At 67.8% G+C, this 22,557-nt stretch carries 15 protein-coding genes; 6 read left to right on the top strand and 9 right to left on the bottom strand.

The features are described 5' to 3' along the window. Positions 1-2 precede the first annotated feature (2 nt). Positions 3-1,175, bottom strand: coding sequence for an efflux RND transporter periplasmic adaptor subunit (locus tag V7778_RS15670; protein WP_335556924.1), 1,173 nt, complete (start codon positions 1,173-1,175; stop codon positions 3-5). A 170-nt stretch (positions 1,176-1,345) separates the two neighbouring features. Here V7778_RS15670 and V7778_RS15665 point away from each other — a divergent pair, with 170 nt between their 5' ends. Next, complete coding sequence (locus V7778_RS15665) at positions 1,346-2,356, top strand: DUF1800 family protein (RefSeq protein ID WP_335556922.1); 1,011 nt, start codon at positions 1,346-1,348, stop codon at positions 2,354-2,356. Positions 2,357-2,678: 322 nt separating this feature from the next. Here the strand turns inward: V7778_RS15665 and V7778_RS15660 are convergent, their stop codons facing one another. From V7778_RS15660 to V7778_RS15625, 8 genes are all read right to left on the bottom strand, one after another. After that, complete coding sequence (locus V7778_RS15660) at positions 2,679-3,416, bottom strand: 2OG-Fe dioxygenase family protein (protein ID WP_335556919.1); 738 nt, start codon at positions 3,414-3,416, stop codon at positions 2,679-2,681. 41 nt (positions 3,417-3,457) lie between these two features. Continuing rightward, positions 3,458-5,515 carry a TonB-dependent receptor gene (locus V7778_RS15655; RefSeq protein WP_335556918.1) on the bottom strand — a complete coding sequence of 686 codons (2,058 nt, stop codon included), beginning with the start codon at positions 5,513-5,515 and terminating at the stop codon, positions 3,458-3,460. Between the two features lie 7 nt (positions 5,516-5,522). Further along, positions 5,523-6,017: a DUF6702 family protein gene (locus V7778_RS15650; RefSeq protein ID WP_335556916.1), complete on the bottom strand. Its 495-nt coding sequence runs from the start codon at positions 6,015-6,017 to the stop codon at positions 5,523-5,525. After that, on the bottom strand, positions 6,014-8,404 hold the full coding sequence (locus V7778_RS15645; RefSeq protein WP_335556914.1) for a M1 family metallopeptidase: 2,391 nt from the start codon (positions 8,402-8,404) through the stop codon (positions 6,014-6,016). The genes V7778_RS15650 and V7778_RS15645 overlap by 4 nt, the downstream gene beginning before the upstream one ends. A 120-nt stretch (positions 8,405-8,524) precedes the next feature. Beyond that, positions 8,525-10,900 (bottom strand): M1 family metallopeptidase, encoded by a 2,376-nt coding sequence (locus V7778_RS15640; RefSeq protein ID WP_335556912.1) that lies wholly within the window; start codon positions 10,898-10,900, stop codon positions 8,525-8,527. A gap of 149 nt (positions 10,901-11,049) precedes the next feature. Continuing rightward, positions 11,050-12,507 (bottom strand): serine hydrolase domain-containing protein, encoded by a 1,458-nt coding sequence (locus V7778_RS15635; RefSeq protein ID WP_335556911.1) that lies wholly within the window; start codon positions 12,505-12,507, stop codon positions 11,050-11,052. A gap of 78 nt (positions 12,508-12,585) precedes the next feature. Continuing rightward, a complete protein-coding gene (locus V7778_RS15630; RefSeq protein WP_335556910.1) occupies positions 12,586-13,773 on the bottom strand; it encodes a GAF domain-containing sensor histidine kinase in 1,188 nt (395 codons plus the stop codon). A gap of 176 nt (positions 13,774-13,949) precedes the next feature. Continuing rightward, positions 13,950-15,005, bottom strand: a complete 1,056-nt coding sequence (locus tag V7778_RS15625) for a hypothetical protein (RefSeq protein ID WP_335556908.1) — start codon at positions 15,003-15,005, stop codon at positions 13,950-13,952. 216 nt (positions 15,006-15,221) lie between these two features. Here V7778_RS15625 and V7778_RS15620 point away from each other — a divergent pair, with 216 nt between their 5' ends. The 5 genes from V7778_RS15620 to V7778_RS15600 form a co-directional block, all read left to right on the top strand. Beyond that, positions 15,222-16,709 (top strand): hypothetical protein, encoded by a 1,488-nt coding sequence (locus tag V7778_RS15620; protein WP_335556906.1) that lies wholly within the window; start codon positions 15,222-15,224, stop codon positions 16,707-16,709. Further along, entirely contained in the window at positions 16,709-18,220 is a 1,512-nt protein-coding gene (locus V7778_RS15615; RefSeq protein ID WP_335556904.1) for a hypothetical protein, read from the top strand. The genes V7778_RS15620 and V7778_RS15615 overlap by 1 nt, the downstream gene beginning before the upstream one ends. A 12-nt stretch (positions 18,221-18,232) precedes the next feature. Continuing rightward, positions 18,233-18,691 carry a hypothetical protein gene (locus V7778_RS15610; protein WP_335556902.1) on the top strand — a complete coding sequence of 153 codons (459 nt, stop codon included), beginning with the start codon at positions 18,233-18,235 and terminating at the stop codon, positions 18,689-18,691. Between the two features lie 22 nt (positions 18,692-18,713). Next, the gene (locus V7778_RS15605) at positions 18,714-22,343 is read left to right on the top strand and encodes a tubulin-like doman-containing protein (RefSeq protein ID WP_335556901.1); all 3,630 of its coding nucleotides are present in this window, start codon (positions 18,714-18,716) and stop codon (positions 22,341-22,343) included. Positions 22,344-22,351: 8 nt separating this feature from the next. Next, a partial coding sequence (locus tag V7778_RS15600) for a hypothetical protein (protein WP_335556899.1) occupies positions 22,352-22,557 on the top strand: 206 nt, incomplete at its 3' end.

Below are 22,557 nucleotides of genomic sequence, written 5' to 3'. Positions count from 1 at the left end.
TCTCAACGCGCCGCACGCGCGGGCGCCGCAGGGGGCTGGGCGGCGGGTTGCGCCGCTGGTTGCGCTGAGACGTTGCGCACCAGGTCGCCGTCGTTCAAAAAGCCGGCGCCGCTGACCACGATCGTCGTGCCTGCCGCCAGGCCGCCGGTGACCTCGACCCGGTCGCCCAGGCGGCGGCCGGTGCTGACCTTCAGCTGGCTCACGCGGCTGTCGCGGTTCAGGCGGAACACGTAGGAAAAGCCGTCGCGCACCGCGATCGCCTGCTGCGGCACGGTGAGGGCGTTCGAGGCGCCCAGCTCGAAGCGGCCGCTGGCGAACATGCCGGCCTTGAGCGGCGCGTTGGCCGAGAGCGATGGCGGCAGGTCCACATAGACCAGGGCAATGCGGGTCTGCGGATCGACCGAGGGCGCGACGGTGCGCACCTTGCCGTTGACTTCGCCGCCACTGGCGGCGCGTACATAAGCGCGCATGCCGGGCTTGATGCGGCCCAGGTCCTGGGCGGTCACCTCGGCGCGCCATTCCAGGCGGCCCTGGCGGATCATGCGGAACAGTTCCGTACCGGTGCCGACCACGGCGCCCACGGTGGCGCTGCGCGCCGAGATGACGCCGCTGTCCGGCGCCAGCACCTGCGTGTACTTCAGGCGCAGCTGCTGCTGGGTCAATGTGGCCTTGGCGGCGCTCACGCGCGCCGCGGCGGTGCGTTCGGCGGTGAGGTACTGGGTCACCTGCTGCTCGCTCAGCGCGCCGGAGCTCTTTAGGGCGCGGGCGCGCTCGGCGTTGGCGGCAGCCTCCGCGGCATTCGCCTGGGCCTCCTGCACGGCGGCCCGGGCCTGCTCGACGTCGGCGCGCACGGTGTCGGCGGAGAACACGGCCAGCACATCGCCTTTCCTGACCACGTCGCCCACGTTGACCCGTACTTCCGTCAGCCGCAGCCCGTTCGATTCGCTGCCGATCACGGCTTCCTGCCAGGAGGCGATGCTGCCGTTGGCGCTGAGATCGAGGGGCAGTCTGGCGGTCGAGGGCAGGCCCGTGGAGACGGTCAGGGCGGGCGTGGGCGCCGGCGCCGGCTCGTCCTTGGCGGTGACGCCGCCGGACAGGGCGAACGCGATCAGGGCGCACAGGAGGGCTGCCGCCGCCGCGATCAGCGCGGGGCGTGGAATCCGTTTGATTTGCATGGTTGGTCGACTCTCGGGTAAGCGAACAAGTGTAGCAAAAGCAGTCTGGTCGGCAGCGTTCACGCGTGCGCATCATGCAGGGTGCTTACAAACAGTTACAGCGCCGCGGCCGGCGGCATGGGACGCCGGGCCGCCGGTGCGGTATAACGCCTTATCGGGAAGGAGGGAGAATGGTTCGCAAATGGATGTTGGCCTTGTGCTGCCTGCTCGCCGCGGCTGTGTCCACGGCGGCGCCTCTGACGGCGGAGCAGGCTCTGCACGTGCTGAACCGCATGAGCTTCGGCCCGCGGCCGGGCGAAGTGGCGCGCCTGCAGGCCATGGGGCTGGAGCGCTACGTGGCGGAGCAGCTCGACGCGTCCAGGCCGGACTTGCTGGGCGAGGACGCGCGCCGGGTGCGGGAGCTCGCGCGTGCCCGCCTGGACGCCGCTGCCGGCGAAGCCGCCGAAGCCGCCGAAGCCGATGAGCTGGCGCGGCAGGAGCGCCTGCTGCGCGCCATCGCCAGCCGGCGCCAGCTCGAGGAGGTGCTGGTCGGCTTCCGGTTGCAGCAGCAGGGGGCACTGAGGCTGGCCCCGGCCGCCCAGGCGCGCATGGCGGACACCCTGCGTCCGCGGGTGTTCGAACGGGTTGGGCAGGATCCGGCCGCGTGGCGCCGGGCGCTGGTCGACTACTTCGTCGGCGGCGCGCCGCAGCGTCTGCTGTCGCGCATGGAAGCCGCGTGGCGGCGCAGCGGCGGCGACCAGAAGGAAGTCTTGCGGGCCTTGTTTACCAGCCCGGATTTCCTGGCGCCGGCGGCGCAGGCGAGCAAGCGCAAGGATCCGCTGCGCCTGCTGGCCTCGGCGGTGCGCAGCGGCGGCATCGAGGTCGCCAATGCGGTGCCGCTGGCCCGGGCGCAGGTGCGGCTGGAAGAAGAGGGGATGGGCGCCTGGCCCGAGGTGGCGGCGGCCCTGGCACAGGGGAGCTTGCCGCTCGCGGCCGAAGCACCGCGGCGCCACCGCCAGGCATCGGTGGCGCCGCCGATGCGCGTCCTTTCCGGGGAGCGGGATCAGCCGGCGACCATGGCCTCGCCCTCGACGGTGCGGCCGGAGGCGCCGACACCTTCAGCGGCCGCCATGGCGGCGGCCACGCGCACGCCGCCGCTGGATGCGGCCTTGCTCGGCAGTGAGGAATTCCTGCGATTTTGACTTGCGGCGAACGCGGTATTGCGCGGCGCCGCAAAAGCGACAAAAGACGATCTGATTGGAAACGTTTATCTTCCCAATGGCGCACCGTAGTTCTACGGTATTGCGGTGCACAATAAATTGGATTATATTGAAACCGTCTCCTCCAGTTTTCTCCGAAAATTGGATTCCCGCCCGCCAAGCCGCTCAGGTTTGCGGGCGTTTTTTTTGCGTAGGGTTGGCCGGGGCGCGCAGCCGGCTTCGCCGCCGACGCGTTCAACCCATAGCGGCGCGGACGCGATAAATCAAACGCCAGCCATCCGCGTCGGCGGCTTAGCCGCCAACCCTACGCGTCTTCGCCCTGGAACGCCTTCTCGCGCCAGGTCAGCACCAAGGTATCTCGATGCCCATGCTCGCCCAGCGGCTGGATCGGCGTCGATTCATGGATCACGGCCGCGTCGTCCAGCAGCAGCAGGGTCCAGGGTTCCAGCATCGTGAAGCGCTGGCCCGCCGGTCCGTCGGCCTCGAACACGCGCGTCTCGCCACCCTTGATGCCGTGGCGCCCGATCAGGATCACGGCCACGAAGTCGACGCCGTCGCGGTGCGCGCCTTCCGGCGTCGGACGGCCGATGCCGTCGGCGGTGTCGATGCGGAACTGGTGCGCTTCCACATACCAGCGGCGTGGGCCGCGCACGCCGGAGCAAACCTCGCCCAGCGCACGCAGCAGCCGGCTCCAGGCCGGGTTGGCGATCGTGCCCGGCTCAATCGGCGCGAACAGGCGGTGCATGCCGCCGTGCAGGGCGTTGTATTCCACCGGCTGCCAGTGCGCGCGGTGCGGGGTCTGCGCCAGTCCGCTGCCGTCGTCGACGAAGCAGGAGTGGCGGCGGCGCCGGTAGCGGCCGCCGTCCTTCAGGTAGTTGTCGAGTTCGAGGTGCTCCCAGCTCGGCGCCAGGGTCTGGAGTTCGTCCAGGCTGCAGCCGGCCAGGCGGGCGACGTCGAGGGGACGCAGCAGGGCATAGCCGGTGCTGCGCAGGGCGTCCGTCAGCTGCGACGGCTCGAGATAAGGTGCTTGCGGTGTTGTCATGCCGTCTAGCGTAGCACTTTTCCACGCCACTAGCCTGAGCGTCACCAATTCTTGACGAGGGTGATCCGGAAGGAACGCGGCTCGATCGGGTGGAAGTGGACGTCGTCCACCGGCGCCGCTTCGCCCTTCAGTTGCGAGGCATAGAAATAGTCGATCGCCGAATCGCGCCGGTTGGTGAGGTTGAAGCCCTCCAGCTCCAGCTGCAGGTCCTTGGCCAGCCGGTAGCCGAGGCGGCCGTTGAGCGTGACGCTGGCCTTGGAGCGCACGCTGTCGTCCTCGATCAGCGGACGAGGGCCGAACCAGCGCAGGCGCAGGGCGCCCGACCACGGGCCGCTGCGGTCCACGGTCAGGCTGAGCTGGGCCACGCCTTCGATCGCGCCGGGGATGCGACGGCCGGCGTCCCGCTCGCCCGCCGGATTGCCGCCGCGCGAACGGGCGCGCGCATAGGCGGCGTCGAAGTCGACCGACAGCCACTTGAGCGGGCGGTAGTAGTTCGAGAACTCGATGCCGTAGCGGCGGCTCGGATCACCCGCCTCGGTGTTGCCGGCGTCGCCGATGTAGGTCAGCTCCGAATCGAAGTCCAGGCGGTACAGCGACAGCGAGGTCTGCATCTTCGGAATGGCTTCGGTGCGGATGCCGGCTTCAATGCCGCGCGAGCGCACCAGGCCCGGCGTGCGTGCTATCGCGTCCAGGGTCTTGGGATCGACCGTGGCGACCGTGCCGCGCGCATCGTTGCTGTGGAAGCCGTGGCCATAGTTGGCATACAGCTCGGTCGAGGTCCACGGCCCGTACACCAGGTTCAGCGAAGGCGTGACCAGGGTGTCGTGGGCGCTGCCGGTGTTCTCCGGACGGTCGCTGTCGACCCGGAAGCGGTAGCGGCTGGCGCGCACGCCCGCCACGGTGCGCAGCGCCTCGGTCCAGCGCGTGGCGCTTTCGATATAGAGCGCGCCGCTGGTCTCGACGATATGGTCTTCGCGCGTGGTCGCCAGGCGCTGGCGCGCGCGCGTGTCGTACAGGCCGTTGTGGATGTTGTCGTTCTGGAGCTGGGCGCCCACCGTCAGGTCGGACGAGAAGTCCTCGCTGCGGTGCACGTGCCAGGTGTGGCTGCCATCCAGGCCTGAAGTCACGCGGCGGTCCGGCTGGCTGAACTGGTCGCCATCGACCGGGTCGTTCAGGAAGTAAGTGAAGTTCGAATACAGGTCGAGCCGGTTGCGGATGACATAGGCGCTGACTTTGGAAGCCGAATCGGCATCGGTGCGCCGCCACACGCCGGACAGGCTGGCGCGGCGCGCTTCGCCGCCGTCCGTGCTGTCGATGGTGTCGTAGCGGCCGATGCGGCCATCTTCGACCGCGCGCAGCGGGATCTGGTCGGTCGCGTTCCAGTGTCCGCTGTAGTTCATCGCGGTCACGCTCCAGCCGTTGTTGGCATAGCCGCGGCTGTAGCGCAGCACGGCATTGGTCTTGCGGTAGCCGTCGCCCCGGGTCCAGGGACCGTCGTTCCTGAGGCCCTCGACCGCAAGCAGCATGCTGCCGCCGGCGGCGTCCACCGAGCCGGCGACGACCGTGCGCGCATAGCCGCCCTGGCCGAGCGTGGCCGTGGCCAGGTTCTTCGCCAGGCGGTTGGCGTAGGTGAGCGCGGCCACGCCGGCCGAGGAAAAATCACCCTCGCGCGAGGAGTAGGGTCCCTTGCGGTAGTCGAGGCGGCCGACCAGTTCCGGGATCAGGAAGTTCAGGTCGGTCCAGCCCTGGCCGTGCGCATGGCTGCGCTGGTTGACCGGCATGCCGTCGACCCAGGTAGCGAGGTCGGTGCCGTGGTCGAGGTTGAAGCCGCGCAGGTAGAACTGGTTGGCCTTGCCTTCGCCGCTGTGCTGGCTGGCGATCAGGCCGGGCGTGACTTCGAGCAGTTCGCCCGGGCGGTAGGCGATGCGGTTGGCGAGGTCTTTCGCGCCCGCGCTGCCGGCGCCGGCCGAGTCGGCGATGCCGAGCATGCTCGCGCGCGAGCCTTCGACCAGCACGCGCTGGAGCACAAAGTCGTCGGCCTGGGCAGGGATGTGAACGAACAGCGCGGCCAGCGCGCAGGGAAGGATGCGTAATTTCATTGCTTGTCTAGCGGGCCGGCTGTTCGATCGCCTGGCGCATGAAGGTGAGGGAACGGACCGTTCCAGCTTCGTTGAGGTTCACCGTATTCACCTGGTCGGGCAGGAAATCGATCAGGACACCCTGGCGAATGAAGGCCGCTTGCGATAGCGGCGTCTGCTCGGCTTCCTGGTAGATGACGACGCTCTGCGCGTCGATCGTCATGCCGACCCAGCGTACCTTCAGCGGCTGCTTGTCCGGTCCCTTGAGGGCGAACTGCTGCTCGACGTACTTGCGCAGCACTTCCTGGTCCTCCGGGTCGCCCAGGTCGAACTGGCGCTGGTAGAGGTTCATCAGGAGCGCTTCGATGTCGTGCGCCATGTAGGTGTGGACGATCTCGGTGCTCCTGGTGCGCGCGTTGTACGAGATGTCCGTGATGCTGGTGTGGAAGCGGTGGGCGTGCGCCGCCATGCTCGTGGCGGCGAGCAGGACGGCGCACAAGACCTTGGACAGCCTGGACATCATTGGACGGCCTTCGGTGCTTCTGCGGCGGGCTTCTTGAGCGGCGTGCGCGAGTCCTGCATCAGGTTGTTCTGGTTCTGCTGGGTCTTGAACAGCTCCAGGCGCGAAGGCTGGGCCTTGCGCGGCCAGGCGTTGTTGTCGACGTCGATGTCGGCGGTTTCCCAGTAGGGGTCCTGCACCAAGCTGACGATCGGCTCGTCCGTGATGAACAGCTTGGTGATCCTGGTGGGCGAATAGCGCCACACCTCGGCCGGGATGCGCTCGATGGTCTTTTTGCCGCTCTTGAGTCCGATCTCGACGACCAGCGGGGTCACCAGGCCGCCCTTGTTGCTGAAGTCCACCAGGGTCAGGTGCTTGCCGGATTTGAGCAGTTCCTTCTCCCAGTCCTCGAGATCGGCCATGGTCTCGTTGTACGTGTTGCGGTCCTTGTTGGTGACCGTGAAGTCATCGTGCTCGTTGTAGAAGTCCTTCAGTTCCGGGAAGCGGTCGACTCGGCGCACCATGCCCTTGTTGCGCTGGTCGATGATGGACACCGGCTCGGCCTGGCGGCGGGCGCGCTGCCAGGCCTTTTCGATTTCCGGATCCTTGCTGCCGACCGTGTACTCGGTGATGCCGTCCACGCTCACGTCCACCGCATCGGTGGTGTAGAACCAGCCGCGCCAGAACCAGTCGAGGTCCGTGCCGGAAGCGTCTTCCATGGTGCGGAAGAAGTCGGCCGGGGTCGGGCGCTTGAACTTCCAGCGCTCGGCGTATTCCTTGAAGGCGAAGTCGAACAGTTCGCGCCCGAGGATGGTCTCGCGCAGGATGTTGAGGGCCGTGGCCGGCTTGGCATAGGCGTTGTTGCCGCGCTGGAGGGTCGATTCGGCATTCGTCATGATCGGCACCTGGTTGGTGCTGCGCATGTAGGCAACGATGTCGCGCGCCTCGCCGCGGGTATCCGGGTAGTTCTCTTCCCAGGCCTGCTGGGCCAGGAACTGCAGGAAGCTGTTCAGGCCCTCGTCCATCCAGGTCCACTGGCGCTCGTCGGAGTTGACGATCATCGGGAAGTAGTTGTGGCCCACTTCATGGATGATCACGCCGATCAGGCCATACTTGGTCGCCTTCGGATAGGTCAGCTCGCCCGTCTTCTTGTCCTTGACCGGACGGCGGCCGTTGAAGGAGATCATCGGGTATTCCATGCCGCCCACGGGGCCGTTGACCGAGATCGCGACCGGGTAGGGGTAGTTGAAGGAGTACTTGTTGTACTGCTCGATGGTATGGATCACGGCCGCCGTCGAGTAGGTCCCCCACAACGGATTGGCTTCCTTCGGATAGTAGGACATCGCCAGCACGTCCTTGTCGCCGCTCTTGATGCCCTGGGCGTCCCAGATGAACTTGCGGCTGGTGGCGAAGGCGAAATCGCGCACGTTCCTGGCCTTGAAGCGCCAGGTCTTGCTGGCGCCGACGCGGTTCTTTTCGCGCGCTTCAGCTTCGGCCTGGGTGGCGATCAGCACAGGCTTCTTCGCACTCTTCGCCTGCTGCAGGCGCTCGCGCTGGGCGCTGGTCAGCACCTCGCCCGGGTTCTGCAGCTCGCCGGTCGAGGCCACGATGTGGTCGGCCGGGACCGTGATGTCCACCTCGTAGTCGCCGAATTCCAGTGTGAACTCGCCGTCGCCCATGTACTGCTTGTTCTGCCAGCCCTTGATGTCGTAATAGGCGGCCATGCGCGGGAAGAACTGGGCGATCTCGAACAAGTCGCTGTTATTCGTCTTGTCCTCCTGGTCGAAGCGTTCGAAGCCCATGCGGCGGCCCAGCACGTTCATCTCGGGCACATTGAAGCTCCAGGCCACGTTGAACGAGAAGCGCGAACCCGGCTTCATCGGCTGCGGCAGGTCGATCCGCATCATGGTCTTGTTGATGGTATGGGCGAGCTTGCGGCCGCTGGAATCAAGCACGCTGTGAACCTGGATGCCACCGTCGAAAGTGCGCGAGGCCAGCTGGAAGCGCAGCGCCTCGAACTTGACCCCGTCGTTGCCGCGCGCCTGCCAGGCGTCGCGCGAAGGCAGGGTGGCGATGTTGCGGTTGTCCGAGTCCGGACGGAACATGTTCTGGTCCAGCTGCACCCACAGGTAGGACAGCGTGTCCGGCGAGTTATTGTGGTAGGTAATGCTGCCGCTGCCGCTCACCGCGCGCCTGGCCTCGTCGAGCGTGACCTTGATGCGGTAGTCGGCGCGCTGCTGCCAGTAGGCGTGGCCGGGCGCGCCGGAGGCGGTACGGTACTCGTTCGGCGTGGGCAGCAGCTCGTCGAGCTGGCGGAACTTGTCCTCGATGGCCGGCGCGGCGGCGGTGGCGGTGGCGCTGAGGCCGAGGATCAGTGCGGCGACGCTCGCCTGCAGGTGCTTGATGTTCATACAAGTGTAAAGGCTGAATGAGAAACCGGCAGGACACAAGAAAGTGCCCCGCCGGTAGGGGTGGTGCGGCCGGCGAGGCGTTCCGCCGCCAACGCGTTCAACAATCGCTGGAACCGGCGCTTACTCCGGTTTCTCCGACTTGTCCGCGTCCTTCTGCTCCATGGTCTTGAGCTTGGTATTGTAGTCGCGCATCAGGTTGTTCTTGTCCTGCTCGGTCTTGAACAGCTCCAGGCGCGAAGGCTCCGCCTTGCGCGGCCAGGCATTGTTGCTGACGTCGATATCGGCGGTTTCCCAGTACGGGTCCTGCACCAGGCCCACGATCGGCTCGTCGGTGATGAACAGCTTGGTGATCTTGGCCGGCGAATAGCGCCACACTTCGGCCGGAATGCGCTCGATAGTCTTCTTGCCGCTCTTGAGTTCGATCTCGACCACCAGCGGGGTCACCAGGCCGCCCTTGTTGGTGAAGTCCACCAGGGTCAGGTGCTTGCCCGACTTGAGCAGTTCCTTCTCCCAGTCCTCGAGATCCGCCATGGTCTCGTTGTACTTGTTGCGGTCCTTGTTGGTAACCGTGAAGTCGTCGTTCTGGTTGTAGAAGTCCTTCAGCTCCGGATACTGGTCGACGCGGCGGACCATGCCCTTGTTGCGCTGGTCGGTGATCGACATTGGCTCTGCTTGTTTCCTGGCGCGCTGCCAGGCCTTCTCGACTTCCGGATCCTTGCTGCTGACCGTGTACTCGGTGATGCCGTCCACGCTCACGTCCACCGCATCGGTGGTGTAGAACCAGCCGCGCCAGAACCAGTCGAGGTCCGTGCCCGAGGCGTCTTCCATGGTGCGGAAGAAGTCGGCCGGGGTCGGGCGCTTGAACTTCCAGCGCTGGGCGTATTCCTTGAAGGCGAAGTCGAACAACTCGCGGCCCAGCACCGATTCGCGCAGGATGTTCAGTGCGGCGGCCGGCTTGGCGTAGGCGTTGTTGCCGAACTGGAGCAGGGACTCCGAGTTGGTCATGACCGGCACCTGGTTACGGCTTCGCATGTAGTCGGTGATCTGGCGCGGGTGGCCGCGCATCTCCGACCAGTCTTCTTCCCAGGCTTCCTGGGCCAGCGACTGCACGAAGGAGTTCAGGCCCTCGTCCATCCAGGTCCACTGGCGCTCGTCCGAGTTGACGATCATCGGGAAGTAGTTGTGGCCCACTTCATGGATGATCACGCCGATCAGGCCGTACTTGGTGCGCTTGGAATAGGTGAGTTCGCCGGTCTTCTTGTCCTTGACGGGACGCGGGCCGTTGAACGTGATCATCGGGTATTCCATGCCGCCCACCGGGCCGTTGACCGAGATCGACACCGGGTAGGGGTAGTCCAGCGAATACTTGTTGTACTGCTCGATGGTGTGGACGATGGCGTGGGTCGAGTAGCGCTCCCACAGCGGGTTGCCTTCCTTCGGATAGTAGGACATCGCCATCACGTCCGTATTGCCGCTCTTGATGCCCTGGGCATCCCAGATGAACTTGCGGCTGGAAGCGAAGGCGAAGTCGCGCACGTTCCTGGCGCGGAAGTGCCAGGTCTTGGTGCCGGTGGCACGCTGCTTTTCGCGCGCCTCGGCCTCGGCCTGGGTGGCGATGATGACCGGCTTCTTCGAGGTGCGCGCCTGCTTCAGGCGCTCGCGCTGGGCGGCGGTCAGCACCTCGCCCGGGTTCAGCAGCTCGCCGGTCGAGGCCACGATGTGGTCGGCCGGGACCGTGATCTGGACATCGTAGTCGCCGAACTCCAGGGTGAATTCTCCGGCGCCCAGGAACTGCTTGTGCTGCCAGCCATAGACGTCGTAGTAGGCCGCCATGCGCGGGAACCACTGGGCGATCTCGAACAGGTCGTTCTTGTCGTCGAACTTCTCGTAGCCCGAGCGGCCGCCGAGCACCTTCTGCTCGTTGATGTTGTAGTTCCACTCGACGCTGAAAGACACGCGCGCACCCGGCTTCAGGGCCTGGAGCAGGTCGATGCGCATCATGGTTTTGTTGATGGTGTGGGCCAGCGGGCGGCCGCCACTGTCCTTGACGCTCTTGATGTTGAAGCCACCCGGGAAGTCGGCGGCGGTGAGCATCGAGCGCATGCCGTCGAACTTCAGGCCCTCTTCGGGGCTGCGCGGCTTTTCCCAGGCCTGGCGCGAGGCCACGGTGGCGCTCTGGCGCGCATCCGAATCGGGCTTGTAGATGTTCTGGTCCAGCTGCACCCACAGGTACTTCAGGGTGTCCGGGGAATTGTTGTAGTACGTGATCGTGCCCGAGCCGGTGATGGCGCGGCGGCTTTCGTCGAGGGTGGCGCGCATCGTGTAGTCGGCGCGCTGCTGCCAGTAGGCGTGCCCCGGGGCGCCGGAGGCGGTGCGGATCGCGCCCGGAGTCGGGAGCAATTCATCGAGCTGGCGGAACTTGTCGTCGAAAGGCGCAGCTGCAAAAGCCGAGGCGGTGAGGCATAGTGCCGCCAGGCTGATGGGCAAACGTATCATATTTCCCCTGGAATTTTAGTTGGTATAGGAAAAACTATTCTAGCTTTACCCAACCGGCAATTGTTCGGGGGATTTGTAAAAAAGCTGATACATAATACATACGCGGAACCCTGTATGGACGGGTTCCGCACACCGGCCTTTTCCTGGCCTTACAGCGATACGCGCTTGTACGGCGCATTCAGGGGGCCTCCCACGATCCTGCCGCCGTTGGCGTCCTCGAAACGCAGCTCGGCGTCGCGCTCCAGCATGAACAGGACCTTGTCCGACTCGGCATGCAAGGTATCGAAAGGGCCGCCTTTCATCGACAGCGCAAGCGTGCCGTCGCGCTCGGCGATCTCGAAGCCGCCCAGCACCGGCGACTCGTAGCGGCCGACATAGGTTTTGCGGACTTCCGGCGACAAGGCCACCGCCTCGCGCACCTTCGGCTGGCGCACCGGCCAGCCGTATTCGATGGCAACGGCGCGTTCCAGGCTGGCCGCCAGCTGCCCGCCATTGTCGCCGTTGGTCATCACGATCACGCCATTGTCGCCGTCGAAGCTGGCCAGCATGGACGACCGGAAGCCCTTGTTGGCCCCCGTGTGGCCGAAGGCCTGGCGTGGCGCCTGGCCCTCGATGCCGAAGCCGAGTCCATAGTTGCGCTGGATCGGCGTGAGCATGGTACGCGCCAGCTCGGCCGACAAGACGCCCTTGAGGCGCCCGGCCTGGATATCCTGCACCGCCAGGGCGAAACGGGCGACGTCGCTCGGCGTGGTCCACAGGCCCGCCGCCGCCATTTCGGGATGGGTGTAAGCCCCGCCCGGATACGGCTGTCCCTTGCCGTCATGGGGCTGTGCGGCGCGCGCTTTCATGGCCGCCGGCAGCGGCTGCGCGAAGGTGCTGTCGCGCATGCCGAGCGGCTTCAGGACCGATTCCGCCAGGAGGACGTCGAAGGGCTTCCCGGCCGTATCCGCCATGGCTTGCTGGACGACCGTGTAGCCGCCGCCCGAGTAGTTCCAGGCGGCGCCGGGCGCCGCCTCGATACGCACCGGCTTGTTGTTGGCCGGCGCCTGGCCGCCCAGTATCTGCAGCACGGTCGGCAGCGGGGCGCCGGCCGCGTAGCCGGGGAAGCCCGAGACCGACGTGCCGGCCGTATGCGACAGCAGTTGGCGCAGGCTCGCCTTGGCCCCTTCAGGGCCGGCCGGCAGCTTCCAGCTCGTCAGGAAGTTGTTGATGTCGGCGTCGAGCGCCAGCTTGCCGCCCTCGACCATGCGCATCGCAGCCAGGGCCGTGACAGGCTTGCTGACCGAGGCGGCCTGGAACAGCGTTTCCGGCGTGACCGCCGGTCCACCGGCATAGGCGACGCCGTAAGCGCGCGCCCAGGCCAGCTTGCCGCCGCGGATCACGGCAACGCTGACGCCAGGGACATTCAGGCGCTTCATCTCATCGGCCAGGCTGGCGCCGGGTGCACCCTTGAGCATGACGCGGCTGGCCAGGTTGCGCTCGATGCGCGTGATGGCGGCGCTGTCGTCCGCCCAGGCCGGGACGGACGGAACGAAGCTCGCGCAGAGTGCCGCCGCCAATACGGCGGTGCGAGGGCGGAATAAGGCAATCAGACGTTCAGGGTGCATCCGGTTCTCCATGTCGTGAACTCAAGCCCGCCGAGTATGGGGCATGCGGTCCGCATGAAGCAACGTGCATACGCCAGATTATCCCACCGGCATGCTGAAGGTGAACGAGGTGCGCCCTTCGGCCGAGGTGACGCGGATCGCCCCGCCGTGGCCGGCGGCGATCTGGTCGACGATGTACAGGCCCAGGCCCAGGCCCTCGCTGCCGGCGCGCGAGGAGGCGCGCCAGTAGGGCTTGAACAGCTGGCCGATCATGGCCGGGCTCAGGTCCGGTCCCTCGTTGGTGACGCGCAGGATGAAGCTGGGGCCGTCGACGGCGCCCGTGACCGTGATCGGGCGCTGCGGGCTGCCGTGCACCAGCGCGTTCTTCAGCAGGTTCGAGAGCAGCTGGGACAGGCGCTGCGGGTCACAGCGCAGCGCCAGCCGGCTGTCGATGGCGGTGTCGAGCTGGCGTCCCGGATACACCCCGCGCAGCTCGTCCACCACCTGCTCCAGCACGATGCCGATGTCGTCGCGCTCGTGCAGGTCGAGCGCGATGCCCGCGCCCATGCGCCCGCGCGTGAAGTCGACCACGTCGTCGACCAGCCCCGCCATGCGCCGCGCGCTGCGGCGGATGCGCTCCACCAGCTGGCGCGCGCCCGGATCCTCGACCCGGCGCGCCAGGATCTCGCTGCCGCTCAGGATCGCGCCCAGGGGCGTGCGCAGGTCGTGGCCCAGCACCGCGATGAACTGTTCGCGCAGTTCGGCCGTCTCGCGCTCCGTGAACAAGGCGGTGCGCGCCGCGCGCAGCGAGCGTTCGGATTCGAGCTGGTTCGAGATCAGTTCGGCGAACAGGGTCAGGGCCGAGACGGTGGGGCCGTCGGTGAGGCGCGCCGCCTCCGGGTCGAGACCGCACAGGGTGCCGAAATAGAAGCCGTCCGGACGGAAGATCGGAATCGAGAAGTAGCTCTGGAAGCCGTAGATGCGCGGCGTGTAGTGCTCGCGGTAGCGTTCGCTGTGGCGGACGCTGTCGATGATCACCGGCTGGCGCGTGGCATGGACCTCGCTGCAGAGGGTGGTGTCGACGTCGAGCGTGTCGCCGGGACACAGGCCGAAGTCGAGGCGGTCGTGCACCGCGCAGGCGGTCCAGGACGCGTCGGTGACATGGGCGATGGCGACGAAGCGCAGTCCGGTCATGGCCGCGACCGTCTCAAGAATGCGTGGAACAGCGCCAATGCCCTGTATTTCGCTCACATGCGTGAGAACATCCCCAAGAACGCCGTCTCCCATGATCGCCGTCCGCTTATCGTTGTAATATTTACATCATAGCATCAGCATGCTGGGGGAATACAAGCATTTTTTTACACCCGCTTTCCAGCGACGCGCGCATCGCGATTCAGCGGCTGTTTCCAGCTGCCTGGACGCGTCGGCGGCACAGCCGTCAACCCTGGCGCATGCCGCGGTGGCTAGACCAGCCAGCGCCCGTCCGCATATACCCGTTCTTCACCCAGGTAGACCGCGTCGGTCACCGCGAACACGTCGATGTGATAGCGCGCATCCTTGCGCTTGAAGCCCGGCTTCGGATAGACCCCGTGCTTGGCCCCGAGCGAGAGATGGATGCCGCACATGCGCTCGTAGGTGCCGATGTCGTCGACGCGGCGCTCGCGCGTGAAGGCGCGGTTCAGGCCGAAGCCCAGCTCGCGCACCCAGACCTCGCCCTCGTCGGCGCGGATGATGTCCAGCACTTCCTGGAAGGCCGGGGTCGCGTTTTCCGCCGCCACCACCCGGCCCTTCTCGATCACCAGGGTCACGGGCGTGTCGGGACGGTTGGAGCGGTAGTTCGTATCCCCGAACACGTGCACCTGGACCCGTCCGTGCACCGCCTCCAGGTCGAGCGCCTCGGTAAACACTTCGCCGATCGGGAACTGGCCGCCGACATTGTGCATCCCGCTGTAGTCGCCCACGTTCAGCTTGGCGGGCTCCAGGGCCGAGGCGAAGTGCAGCACCTCGCCGCCGCCTTCGACGCGGGCGCCCGGCGCGCTGTCGATGCGCGCCTTGAGCGCGCGGCCGGTGCCGCGGAAATAGGCCGGGTCGTAGGCCAGGGCTTCGATGTAGTGCTCGCTTTGCGCGCCCGGCATGCGCGACAGGTGCACGTGCTCGATCACCTTCAGGCCGAGCTTGAACAGTTCGACCCGGATGCGGAAGCCGTCCAGGCGGAAATTGGTCGACTGCACCAGCACCACCAGGTCCTTCGGCTGCATGCCGCGGAAGGCGGCCAGCACCTCGTCGGCGCCCACGCCGTCGAAGTCGATGAAGCGCGCATCGGGCAGGTTGCGGCGGTAGGCCGCGAGCAGGGCGCGCGACAGCGCGGTGCGGGTGTCGTAGACCACCAGCGCGGCATGCGCCGGGCCGTGTTCGACGGCGACCGACAGCAGGTCGGCCAGGTGGGCCGTGGCGGCATCGACCGCGTGGGCGGTCAGATCGTCCGTGGACAGGGCGGGTGCGGGGGCAGGGGAATGCATGGAGGGGCTTCGATGGACTATCCAGCCCGCCATTATACGGATCCAGGCCAAAAGTTCCCTATACGGGTCCGCTATGTGATCCCTGAGGTGTCAGCCCACGCTACCCCGTGAACGGCGCGCCGCTCGACAGGTGGCGGCGCTATGATTTGAGCAACAACAACGGCCTCGACAGGCCTTGTTTCGGCAAATCAAATGGCGAGGCGAACGGTGGAGCGGATGGCATACCGATGGGAAACGCCTGCCAGCATCTGGCAGGAGGACGGCGCGACCGGGCAATTCGCCCTGCAGTCCAGCGAAGGCCTGGGACGCATCGACTGGCAGTCCCTTGCCGGCGCGCGCCTGGCCGACGTCGCCCACCTGCTCGGCGCTTCGCTGCCCGCGTCCTGCGCCTGCGCACCCATCTATCCCGAAGGCTTCATGCATTGCCCGCATTGCGGCAAGCCCTTGCAGCGCCTGAACGGCCAGCCCACGCGCACGCCGGGCTGGTGGGGGCCGGGCGCCGACGCCGCGCTGCCGCGCCACGTGCCGCACGGCTTGCCGGTGAGCTCGCTGGCGCTGGGCGACAGCCTGGAGGAACGTCCCGCCGCGCCCCATGCCGGCCGTCCCGAGCGCCTCATGCCCGCGCCGCCGAACGCCTGGTGCGTGTTCGCCGCCGCCGGCTTCGGCTTTCCCGAGCAGCGCCTGCTGGCCCTGGCGCACACCCGCGGCGTGCTGCAGTACTGGGATCCGCTGGCCCAGCTGTGGCATGTGCTGGCGCCCGAGGACGGCGCCGCCAGCCTGGCGTTCACGGCTTCGGCATATGCATGGCTGCCGCTCGAGGGCGGAGCGCGCGGCGAGGTGGCCCTGGCGCCGGCCGCGAACGGCCTGCAACGCCTGTGGATCAACCCGGTCAGCGAAAGCTACCGCCTGGAGCCGGTGGTCGATGCCCCGGTGCTGGCCGCGCCCGGTCTCATGCGCCGCCACCTGGCCTGCCTGGTCGGCGCCGAAGGCAATGTTCACCTGTGGAGCGCGCGCACCGACTTCAGCGAGGCCCAGCAGCTCGCCTGTCCCGACCTGCCGGCCGGCGGCTGGTCGCGTCCCTTCGGCTACGACGGCCGCCTGTTCTGGCTGCACGCGGCGGGCCAGCTCAGCTGGCGTCCCGGCGAAGCGCCGCGCTTCGCGCCCTGGCCGCCCGGGTGGCAGCCGCGCCTGGCCTTCGGCGGCCCGACCCAGAGCCGCGACGGGCGCCTGTGGCACATCGGCCATGACGGCCAGGGCTATTCCTTCCTCGAACTGGGCGCCGAGGCCGGCCCGCCCGCGCAGGTGCCGATCGACGGCGCGCGCCTGGGCTTCGCCAACTTCCTGTTCCGCCGCGGCCACCCGGTGCTGGACGAGCCATGGTCGGCCGAGCACGTCGAGGACCAGGCCCAGGACGATACGCTGGTGGTGCCGCTGCTGCGCAGCTTTAACAACAACCGCAGCCAGCCCAGCGGCCTGGTGCTGCGCCTGCACAAGTACACCGGGCGCGCCGAGGAAGCGCTGGACGAGCGCGTGATTCCGCGCGTGACGGTGGAATGGATCGGCCGGCGCAACGTGATCCTGGACGAGATCGCGCGCCTGGCGCGGCCGCTCGACTGCGTGCCGCTGGTCTATGACAACTGCCTGTGGCTGCATCATCCCGACTGGAACCAGATGCGCGGCTGGCGCCTGGACGAGCTCGCGTGATGAAGGCGTGGTCCGCATTGTTCGCCCGCTGCGTCGTCCGCTGCCTCGCCGCCGCCGTGCTGGCGGGCGCGCCGGCCTGGGCCTGGGCCATCCCCCAGGTCTTCCTGGTGCAGAACTCGGGCTGGATGGAGCCTTTCTACAGTGATCCGCAATCCCCATTCAAGCCGCTGGTCGGCGCGCTGGCCGGCAGCGTGGTGCAGCCGGGCGACGCGCTGTTGCTGGCCGCCTTCAACCAGTCGCTCCCCGGCGCGCCTTCGCCGCGCGCGCTGCTGTCCTTCAAGGCAGGCAAGGAACCGGTACAGGACAGGGTGACCCAGGCCTTGCGCGCACTGGACACGGCGCGCAAGCCCGGCAGCGCCGCGCTGGCCGACACCGACCTGGGCGAGGCGGTGCAGGCCGCCATCGGCCAGGCGCTGGGCGGCAAGCCGGGCATCGTCTGGCTGTTCACCAACAACCGCAACAGCCCCAACAACGACCAGGCCACGGCCCAGCGCAACCGCGAGTTCTACCAGCTGATCCACGGCGGCGCCGCCATCACCCGTGCGCTGGCTTTCCCGCTGCGCATGCCGGTCAAGGGCGAGCACTACAGCGCCAACGGCCTGATGGTGTACGCCTTCGCCGTCGGCAACGAGGGCGCCGGGGCCCTCGACGCGCTGCTGGCCGCCGGGAGCGTCAAGCGTGTGATCACCGAAGCGCCCGCGCGACTGAAGCCGCTCGATCGCGACACCGTGCGCCTGGCGCCGCGCAAGGTCGAGAACGCACCGGGCGTGCGTTTCGCCACCGCGGCCAATGGCGTGCTGCGCGCCGACGTGGCGCCGGACGCGCGCCAGCCCACGGCGCGCATCGAATGGAATCTCGAGAATACGATGTACCCGTACACGATTTCCTCGGCCACCCTGAGCGCGCGTTCCGTGCTGGGCGGCGAGAACCGCCCGATCACGCTCGCCAGCAACCGGGTGAGCGCGCTGGCCCCGGGCAAGCCGGCGCCCCTGGGCTCGACCATGACCCTGCCGGTGGCGCAGATACCCGACAAATGGTCGTTCGACGCGCTGAAGTCGGCCGGCTCGGCCTACGTGCTGCCGGGGACCATCCAGCTGCACCTGGCGAACCAGAAACTGGAGCTGTCGCAAGCCTTCCGCCAGCGCATGGCGGCGTTGTTCCCGGGCGATCCGTTGCCGGACATCTTCATTCCGCCGGCGCGCGTGCAGGCTTCCACCGCCGTGCTGCCGCTGGAAGTGCGCGTGCACTACGGCATGGGGCCGCTGCTGGCCCTGGGCGGCGCGGCGCTGGCGCTGCTGGCGGCGGCCGGCGCGGCGGCCTATGCCTATGCCCGCCCGAAGCTCGCGCATGTGACCGTGGAAGACGAGCTGCGCACCATGCGTGCGCGGCCCGGCACCACGCAACCGATCTACGACAAGGCCGGGCAGCAGGTTGCCCGGCTCAAGACCACCCTGTTCGGCCACCAGCTGCTGGACCTGCGCGAAGGCGCGCAGGTCAAGCTTGGCCGCTAAGACGAGAGGACCATGATGCAAGGAACCCAGCCACCCGCCGCGCCGTCGCCCGCCGATCCCGGCTTCAAGCTGCCGGAGGAATCGGCCTCTCCCCAGGATACTTTGCCAAAGACCACGCCCGATACCGCGGGGCGGCCGGTGGAAGTTGTGCCTAGGACGGAAGGGATGCCGCCGGCCACCGACACCTCGACGCGCGACCTGGCGATCGGCGGCGTCGTGTTCCTGATCCTGCTGGTGGTGTACTTCTTCGTGCGAAACGCTTTCGTGCACCACCTGGTGGTGCGCCGCGTCGCCCCCTCGTCGGCCGGTACGGCGGGCTGGCTGCTGTTCATCGGCCTGGGCTTCCTGTCCGCGGCGGCGGTGCTGGCGATCGTCAACGCGAGCCGCTACCTGACTTTCGGCGTCACCGGCCCGCTGGTCATTGTCGGGGTGGTAGCCCTGGTCGCGGCGCTGTTCACTGGCCGCCGCTAGCGCGTCTTGAAAGAGAAACGATATGGCTGATTTCCCGAAATCCGGCAGCACGGGCGCAAAGACCGAGCTCAAGGTCGACCTGCGGCCCACCCTGTTCATCGGCGCGGGCGGCACCGGCATGGAAGTGATGATGCGCATCCGCCGCCGCATCCTGTCGGCGGTGTGGAACCGCCACCATCCGACCCGGGTGGAGTCGATCGGCGACTTCCCGGTGGCGCGCTTCCTGCACTTCGACCTCGACAGCAATGCCGCGATCGACGAAGGCAAGTCGCAGCGCACCGATCCCTGGTACGAACTGGTGCGCCTGAGCGACGAGGAGCGCCTGGTCGAGCCTCTCGACCTGCCCCAATATCACGAGTCCGACGACAGCCTGGCGCGCTTCCCGCTGATCGAGAACTGGATGCCGCTGCGCCCCAAGAAGCTGCGCTCGCTGGGCATCGACCCGTCCAAGGGCGCCGGCCAGATCCGCGCTCTGGCGCGGCTGTATTTGTTCGACAAGTACCCCAAGCTGCGCGGCCGCATCAAGGGCGCGCTCAACTTCCTGAGCAGTAACGCCGGCATCGAGCGCAAGGAGAACTACCAGCGCCTCGGCCTGCAGGTGGACACCTCGAAATTCCGCATCGTCGTCATCGCCTCCGCCGCCGGCGGTACCGGCGCCGGCAGCGCGATCGACCTGGGCTGGCTGTCGAAAGCCATCGCGCGCCAGGAAGTGGCGGACAGCCAGGTCGACCTGGTGCTGTTCATGCCCTCGGGCTTCGCCAAGGCCAACAAGGAGCGCACCGAAGCCAATGCCTACGCCACCCTGATGGAACTGGAGACGGCGATGCGCGACATGAACGCGCGCGTGCACTGGATGGAGCCGGACAGCATCGCGGGCAGCGGCTCGCCCTTCGACGACGTGTATTTCGTCGACACCGCCAACCTGGCCAACAAGGCCACCCTGGACGTCAAGGACGTCTACCAGATGGTGGCCGACACCCTGTTCGAGGACTTCGCCTCGGCCGATTTCGCCAACCGCAAGCGCTCGGTGGCGGTCAACCAGCAGCAGCACAAGCTGGGTCCCTACAACCCCAAGGTGCCCGAGGCGCGCTTCGGCGACATGCGCCTGTCGTATTCGAAGGTGTATTCGGCCTTCGGCCAGGCGGTGCTCGATACCCAGCAAAGCCTGGTCGAGGACATCCGCGCCTACGAGCTGGCCGGGCTGATGGTGAAGGCCTTCTTCGGCCTGGTGAGCAGTGATGGAACGGCGGCGCGGCGCGCCGGCGACCAGGAACGCGACAGCTTCATGCGCGAGCAGATGGACATGGCCGAGCGTCCCTTCGACGAGTTCCCCGACTTCCGCAAGGGCACGGTCGACGTCACCGCCTTCCCCGAATACGCGCTCACGCATACCCTGCTGCTGGACCGCGACGGCCGCTCCCTGCTCGAGCGCGTGGAGAGCAAGGTGCAGCTCGAGATGGACCGCATCATGGCGTCCTACGACATCAAGCTGTGGCGCGAGAAAGTGGCCGAGCTGCTGCCCAACCTGGAACGCGACGCCATCCGCGAGGCCGGCGCCACCGCCGAAACCAGCGAGGACCGCATCAAGCGGCATACCGGAGAACAGCTCCAGCGCCTGAAGACCCGGATTCGAGACCGCCTGTATGCGCTGCTCGACGACCGCAAGCAGGGCGGGCTGGAATTCGTGCTCTCGCTGCTGGAGCAGGTCAAGGCGCGCCTGCTGCAGCGCGACCTGGCCAACGCCGAGCGCAACGGCCGCCGCTACCGCGACGTGCGCGACGCGTTGCGCACGCGGCAGGTGGAGGAATCGCTGAACAACCTGTCGCAGGCTTCAGGCCGCATGTTCGGCAAGGAGGGCCAGGCGCGCGAAGTGATGAACCACCTCAAACGCGACATCGCCGACTACCTGCGCTTCCATTTGCTGGCGGTGTCCGCCGGGCAGTCGATCGAGGTCATGCGCGGCATGTCGGCCTGGCTGGGCGACCCGCAAAGCACCGACGAGCAGGGCCAGGCCCAATGGAGCGGCATCGCGGGCGAATTCCAGGAGGGCCGGCGCCAGGTGCAAGCCATGCTGGCGGCCGCCGACCAGCGCATCAGCCAGCTGCGCGCCGACGCGCGCCAGGAGCATGCCACCTATATCAAGCTGGCCGGCGACACCACGCCGCCGCCCGTGCGCCTGACGGGCGACGTCAGCGCCTGGAGCGAGGAAGTGCTGCTCGAATTCGGCGGCTCGGCGCGCCTGTTCCCGCAGCTGGGCGACGAGCGCCTGCGGTCCGAACTGCTGCTCAAGCTGTTCCGCCGCGCCCAGCTCCAGCTCTCCAGCCAGGAGCTGGCCCAGCCGGACCCCGTCGATCCGCTGCTCGAACGCCTGTCCAGCCTGACGCCCCAGGAGCGCCAGCGCGTGTTCGCCGAATGGATCCGCAGCGCCATGCCCTGGGTGAACGCGCGCTTCTCGGCCGAGTTCACGCCGTCCGCCGACCAGTTCAAGTGCTTCATCGGGGTGGGCGACGTGGGCGCCTGGCGCAAGATGGAGGCCGAGCTGCGCGCCGCCGTGCCGACCGGGTACTTCCATGGCGACCTGGTCTCGATCGTCAACACCGGCATGACGGGGCGCGCGGTGTGCTATATCGAGCTCTCGGGCTATCCGATGACGGTGCTGCGCGGCCTGCCGACCTGGCGCGCCTCGTACCAGATCGAGAACCCCAAGATACCGACCCATCTGCACTTCGACGCCACCCGCTTCCGCCACCCGATCTCGCCCTCGATGGATGAGCTCAACCGGCTGGCCGACGACTACGAATGGTTCCTGCAGGCGATCGCGCTGGGCGTCATCCGGCGTAAACCCGACCTGGGCGACCGCGAGGCCAGCTTCCAGCCGCGCGGGCAATACCTGTTCGAGGTCGAGCCGGGTTCCGGCGAGTGGCTCCAGATCGGCAACGAGTACGCGATCCGTTCGAATGGCCTGCCGTCCTACTACCGCGAGCAGGTGATCGCCGCCGTGCAGGCGCGCCTGGCCGGCATGGGGCCGCACCAGCTGGCGCTGCTGGCGGCCCTGATGCGCCACTACCAGCTGCGGGTGTACGAGCCGCGCCTGGAAGTCGACGAGACCGGCGCCCAGCTGCCGTCGCCCTCCCTGCCCAACATCACGGCGCGGCGGCTGTATGACCAGTGGATCCGGCGCGCGGCCGCGGCCGATCCGGGCCTGTCCCCGCACCAGATCGAGACCGCGCTGTCGGGAATCGCCCACTGGACCGAAGCCGTGCCCGGTTCGGCGAGCGACGCCTACAGCTGGGAGGTCGAGCGCCCGGTGGACAAGCGCGTGATCCTGCCCGATTACCTGGGCAGCGAGGACAGGGCCGGGGAAGTCCTGCAGCGCAAGGCGGCGCCGGCGGGGGCAGGCCTGGCCGCGGCCGCGGGCGGCGGCAATCGCTACAAGCTGTTCCTGCAGGGCGCCCAGCGCGGCCCCTACACGCCTGAGGAGATCGCCCAGCTGGCCGCGCGCGGCGAGGTCGACGCGGGTACGCGGGTGTGGGACATGCGCTGGAATCCGAAGCTGGACAAGTGGAGCACGGTCGGCGCGCTGCCGGAACTGGCTGCGCTGCTGGGCGAGGCGATCCCCGATCCGGACGACGGCGTCCCCGATCCGGAGTAAGGGACCGCATGGCACAGAACGAAGTGATCTACCGGTGCGTCAACGCCGCTTGCGGCCGGACCTTTCCGCGCGGGGTGAATTTCTGTCCATGGTGCGGAACGGCCCAGCGGGCGGTGGCCGCGCCTGCGTCCACGCCGTTGCCGGTCAAGGGGGCAGGGGAGATGCCGGTCGCTGCTCCTGTCGCCGCTGCGGCAGCGGCTGCGGCGCCGCCTCG

Origin of the sequence: Massilia sp. DD77 (assembly GCF_036961685.1) — a bacterium.
In the GTDB taxonomy this organism is placed as follows: Bacteria; Pseudomonadota; Gammaproteobacteria; order Burkholderiales; family Burkholderiaceae_D; genus Telluria.
The sequence above is the reverse complement of the archived record's forward strand: the minus strand, read 5'-3'. Positions and strand labels throughout refer to the sequence as shown.